This is a genomic window from Borrelia hispanica CRI (assembly GCF_000500065.1).
Lineage (GTDB): Bacteria > Spirochaetota > Spirochaetia > Borreliales > Borreliaceae > Borrelia > Borrelia hispanica.
Genome location: NZ_AYOU01000100.1, coordinates 1 through 3,969 on the forward strand (window position 1 = coordinate 1; position 3,969 = coordinate 3,969).

A 3,969-nucleotide genomic window follows, 5' to 3' on the forward strand; every position below is an offset into this window, starting at 1 on the left:
GGGTCTCTAAAACTAACTACCGGAAGTCCCATATCTTCAGTACTAGATACAGCTCTTGTTGTAGGTTCACTAGTAAGTTCTAATTTCCCACTTTGAATTTGCTTATCTTTGATTGAGAAAAATATTTTCGTTAAATTATAAACCTGCTCCATTATTAAACCTCCTTTAAGCTATTTTGATAACTTTGTATATCTTGTGTTGTGATATTCAATACCACGCCCTTCATAGAATAGTTATAAGTAATACTTATTGATAAGAATAGTTTTAGTGAAGCACTTGCCGATATTTGTATTTTGAGCTTAGAATAAGAAACAATTATACCTGCATCAACAAACTCTTTCAGTTTGCATGCAATAGCCGCACTATAAGCAGTATCTCTTTGTCCTGATAGTTGAAGTGCTGATAATTTACTATTTTGTCTATTATTCAAGTTCCATATTCTAATAAGTTCCGCAATAAATTCATATTTGATATAGTCGTAAGTAAAAATTTCGTCGATAGGGCTAGAATCTAAACAAATTCCCTCCTTAAAAGCTGGAAAACCATCAAGTCCAGTTTCATTAAGGTGTGAGTAGAAATTGATATTAGCTTGTCTAAGCTTAGTAATTTCTTCACTATTAGTAATAGGATTGATACCACTAAATGTAAGTCCATAAGGGTTTACAGCATGAAACATACTTGCTTCATGTAAATATTTAGATACAAATCTCAAATGTAATTGTTGAGTTCCTTTAGAATGAACAACGATAATTTTAGATTTAGAGTTTGAACCATTTTTGAACAATTCTTTCACTTCAGATTCTTTAGTTGCAAAAACAAAGAAGTGAGCGGGATCTTTGAAATTGGTATAATCATCTTTATAAATAGTAAGACCATCACCACCATCATTATTACTTGCATAAGTGTTTATAAATACAATAAAAGCATTTCTACTTCTTTTAAATAGTTCTTTAATCCCTTTTGCTTCTGTTGTTTCTTTATATATAACTAATGTTACAGAACTTAATCCTTTATCATCTTCTGCAAAAAATGCTTGAATTGCTTGTTTTAAATATTCTTTTTCTTTATTAAATTCATCGTTACCATTATCACCTTCTTTTTCAAGTGCACCAATCGCTTTTTCATAATCATTTATATTGAGATATAATATTTTATGTTTTGGGGATGCACTATTAAGTTTGATTTTTGCACATTTGTAGACAAGTAGTGGCGTATAATAACTTACTTGATTTAGATCCAATCTAGAATGCGTCAAATTGACGCTAATTGTATCAGATGGCATTATTTTGCTCCTTCACTTTTTCTTCTTTTATTTGTATATTTGCTACAAATCCTTGACTTAAACAATAAGTTGATTTGCTATGATTGCTATTCACGTCAAGGAGACCATTGTTTTGCATATTTGTTGTATGGCGAATGTGAAATTTTATATTTTTTTGGTAGTCACAATTATCTTCAGGTGTAAAAGTAAAACTTTGAGTCGCAGAATCATATAAAAAGTCACTAAATAATGTATAAAGTAACATAAGTCTTTCATGTGGATTTTTATCTGAATTATTTGTTAATGCCATGAAATATAGTTGAAAATGAATAGCAAATTCGTTCACATTATTGTAAAACACACCTGTTCTGGAATTATGCTCAAACAGACCATCAATATCAGTGAACTGCACAGCAATTATATTTGAATTATCCACTGTATATTTAGACATATATGGATGGTTATATGTATTTATAATATCAACAGAAAGATTGTAAATACTTGCAAATTTTATAAAGTCTTTTAGAGTGGATATTATGCATTTTTCAATGGTAGTAATATCCAGAATCATTTGTTGATCCTATATTCGATTGAATTAAGCATAAGACCTGTATCAACAAGTGGTGTTTGTGGAGTTTTACTTCCTTTTTTGCTTTTTAGCGCAATTGTTTTTGGAGATAATTTAGGCATAATTTTAGATGCTAAGACATGATTTTTATAATAGTTTATAAATGCAGTTCCAAAGGCATTCATGCCATTCTCTATACTTTCTTGAAATTTCCTTCTCATGTAGTCGGTATCAATGTATTGTTGAAATTCTTGTGAATTAGCTACTTTAGTTAAATGTTTACGTATTGGAAGATTATGACTTCCCTTTTCGTGCATACGTGCTATATTGGCTCGTGTTGCAAACCAACCAATTTCAAGTTCAATCTCAAATTGATCATGCATATCTCCCAACCCCCTTTAACGTCAAAGTTAGATAACCTACAGAACCATCAATTGATATTATTTCGAAGTGAAAATTATCTAAGTCTCCTTCAGAAATTCTATCTGAGAGTTCGAAGTCAAGTTGTGCACTTGTATACAACTTGTAAAGACATGTCATATCACCAAGATTTGATTCATTAATACTTACAATAGAATCGGGATTTATGCTAAATAGTACACCTGTAAATTCTTGAAAGTTGTCTTTGTCAATTATTGCTTCAGAACTTGCAGTATCTTCATTATATTCATATCTTTTTTTATAAAGCCTTAAAGGTTTTTTATTTTCAAAATAAGAGATAACAGATTTTGCCATTTGAGCAAATTTACTTCTAACATGATTTATCTGCATTAACGAGCAACTCCTATGCAATATTTTTTAGTTGTTGATTCTTCAACAAGTGCTAAATTAGCTAATAATGAATCAAAAGACGAACAGAACCCTTCACTAGCTTTGATCCCAGCACCAAAAGATTCAGAACCATCAGATTGTGATTGTACCTGTTCATATTCGATCTCAAGTTCGTTAAGTTTATGCTTCTTTACTACTTGACTATTGCCACTAAAATCATCGATAGTTCCGCTTTTCTTTAGTCTGCAGCCAGTATAGTAATACATCAACAATTTGATATGTGAAGCCGTGAGCATCTCTACGTCAATACCCCTAACTTCAAGAAGCATATCGACCAATTTTGCATATTGCATAAAAGTAGAAAAACTCACAGTCTCTTCATTAGTGTCTAATAATTCTATTATTTCTGCATAAAGTTGGCGTATTTCATTTTGAAGTTCTTGTGTTTCTTCTTGACTTTCATGCTGTGACATAGATACTCCTTAACTTTGCTTAATTTCTACTTGAAGAATAGTCTTCTGTGTAGCCATAAGCCCACCAAGAACAAAATCAATATAAGAATGAGCTATATTACTTGAATTGGTGTCAATTTGTTCATTTGGTGTTGGCAACATGAATTGACTTGGTTTGAATTTAAGCAACTTCGGATTCATTGGGTAAATAATAATTTGATTTTTTAGTAAATTAGATATTTGTATAGTTACTTCATTTCTATTATTCAAAGCTTTAATTGTTTTAATTAAAAAATCTTCCCATGAATCAGTTGACGAATAAACATTAGATGATGAGGATGCATTTGGTATTGCATAAGGTTTAACCAATTTTAAGCTTGTCAATGGATCAATTAATACCATGAATGGACAATCAAAGTAGTCACCAAGTTCTAATTTTGAAAGTCCTGATTCTATAGATTCAAATATCTTCTCCATTTTGTCTTTATTTGCAGCTTGAACTTCTTCTTTGATTTGATATGGCATATTGAGCAGTCCATACATATTAGGTAATAGACGTTTTGTTCTTGTGCCATCCTTTTGCACTGATACAGTTCCCGTTAGTACAAAATGGGTGATCAGTTTCATAATTTCATTGCATGCTAGTTTATATGCGGTACCAAAAGGCAAGTGATTATTATTAACATCTCCAACATACTCAGAATTTGTAAATTGAGCAACAGCAGAATCTTTCAGATGTGCAAATTTGTATTGCAAATGCAAATAGTTAAGTTTTACGAATTCTGATCTAAATCCTATTGTTGAGACAGTATTATAATTATTTATAACATTTGTTGGATTATCGTTGATGAATGCATCCCATTCTACTACTTTGAAAAATCCCATCTTATAAGGAACTTCTTCAATTTGTTCTGGGG

General features: G+C 30.8%; 7 protein-coding genes. All 7 read right to left on the minus strand.

The window, feature by feature from the left end; genetic code table 11:
- Nucleotides 1–152 (minus strand): DUF1463 family protein (locus tag U880_RS11155; protein WP_152520379.1); only part of this gene is annotated, 152 nt, incomplete at its 3' end.
- 2 nt (nucleotides 153–154) lie between these two features.
- On the minus strand, nucleotides 155–1,282 hold the full coding sequence (locus U880_RS0102860) for a DUF787 family protein (protein ID WP_024654683.1): 1,128 nt from the start codon (nucleotides 1,280–1,282) through the stop codon (nucleotides 155–157).
- Entirely contained in the window at nucleotides 1,272–1,832 is a 561-nt protein-coding gene (locus U880_RS0102865) for a DUF764 family protein (protein ID WP_024654684.1), read from the minus strand. The genes U880_RS0102860 and U880_RS0102865 overlap by 11 nt, the downstream gene beginning before the upstream one ends.
- Entirely contained in the window at nucleotides 1,829–2,212 is a 384-nt protein-coding gene (locus tag U880_RS0102870) for a hypothetical protein (RefSeq protein ID WP_024654685.1), read from the minus strand. The genes U880_RS0102865 and U880_RS0102870 overlap by 4 nt, the downstream gene beginning before the upstream one ends.
- Nucleotides 2,205–2,600, minus strand: a complete 396-nt coding sequence (locus U880_RS0102875) for a DUF1506 family protein (protein WP_051373867.1) — start codon at nucleotides 2,598–2,600, stop codon at nucleotides 2,205–2,207. The genes U880_RS0102870 and U880_RS0102875 overlap by 8 nt, the downstream gene beginning before the upstream one ends.
- Nucleotides 2,600–3,073, minus strand: a complete 474-nt coding sequence (locus tag U880_RS0102880) for a DUF3890 domain-containing protein (RefSeq protein ID WP_024654616.1) — start codon at nucleotides 3,071–3,073, stop codon at nucleotides 2,600–2,602. The genes U880_RS0102875 and U880_RS0102880 overlap by 1 nt, the downstream gene beginning before the upstream one ends.
- A gap of 9 nt (nucleotides 3,074–3,082) precedes the next feature.
- On the minus strand, nucleotides 3,083–3,969 hold an 887-nt coding region (locus U880_RS11160), incomplete at its 5' end, for a hypothetical protein (protein WP_024654625.1).

Coding starts and splice junctions, on each gene's coding strand:
- U880_RS0102860 (WP_024654683.1), bottom strand. CDS start 1,282: ATGCCATCTGATACAATTAGCGTCAATTTGACGCATTCTAGATTGGAT.
- U880_RS0102865 (WP_024654684.1), bottom strand. CDS start 1,832: ATGATTCTGGATATTACTACCATTGAAAAATGCATAATATCCACTCTA.
- U880_RS0102870 (WP_024654685.1), bottom strand. CDS start 2,212: ATGCATGATCAATTTGAGATTGAACTTGAAATTGGTTGGTTTGCAACA.
- U880_RS0102875 (WP_051373867.1), bottom strand. CDS start 2,600: ATGCAGATAAATCATGTTAGAAGTAAATTTGCTCAAATGGCAAAATCT.
- U880_RS0102880 (WP_024654616.1), bottom strand. CDS start 3,073: ATGTCACAGCATGAAAGTCAAGAAGAAACACAAGAACTTCAAAATGAA.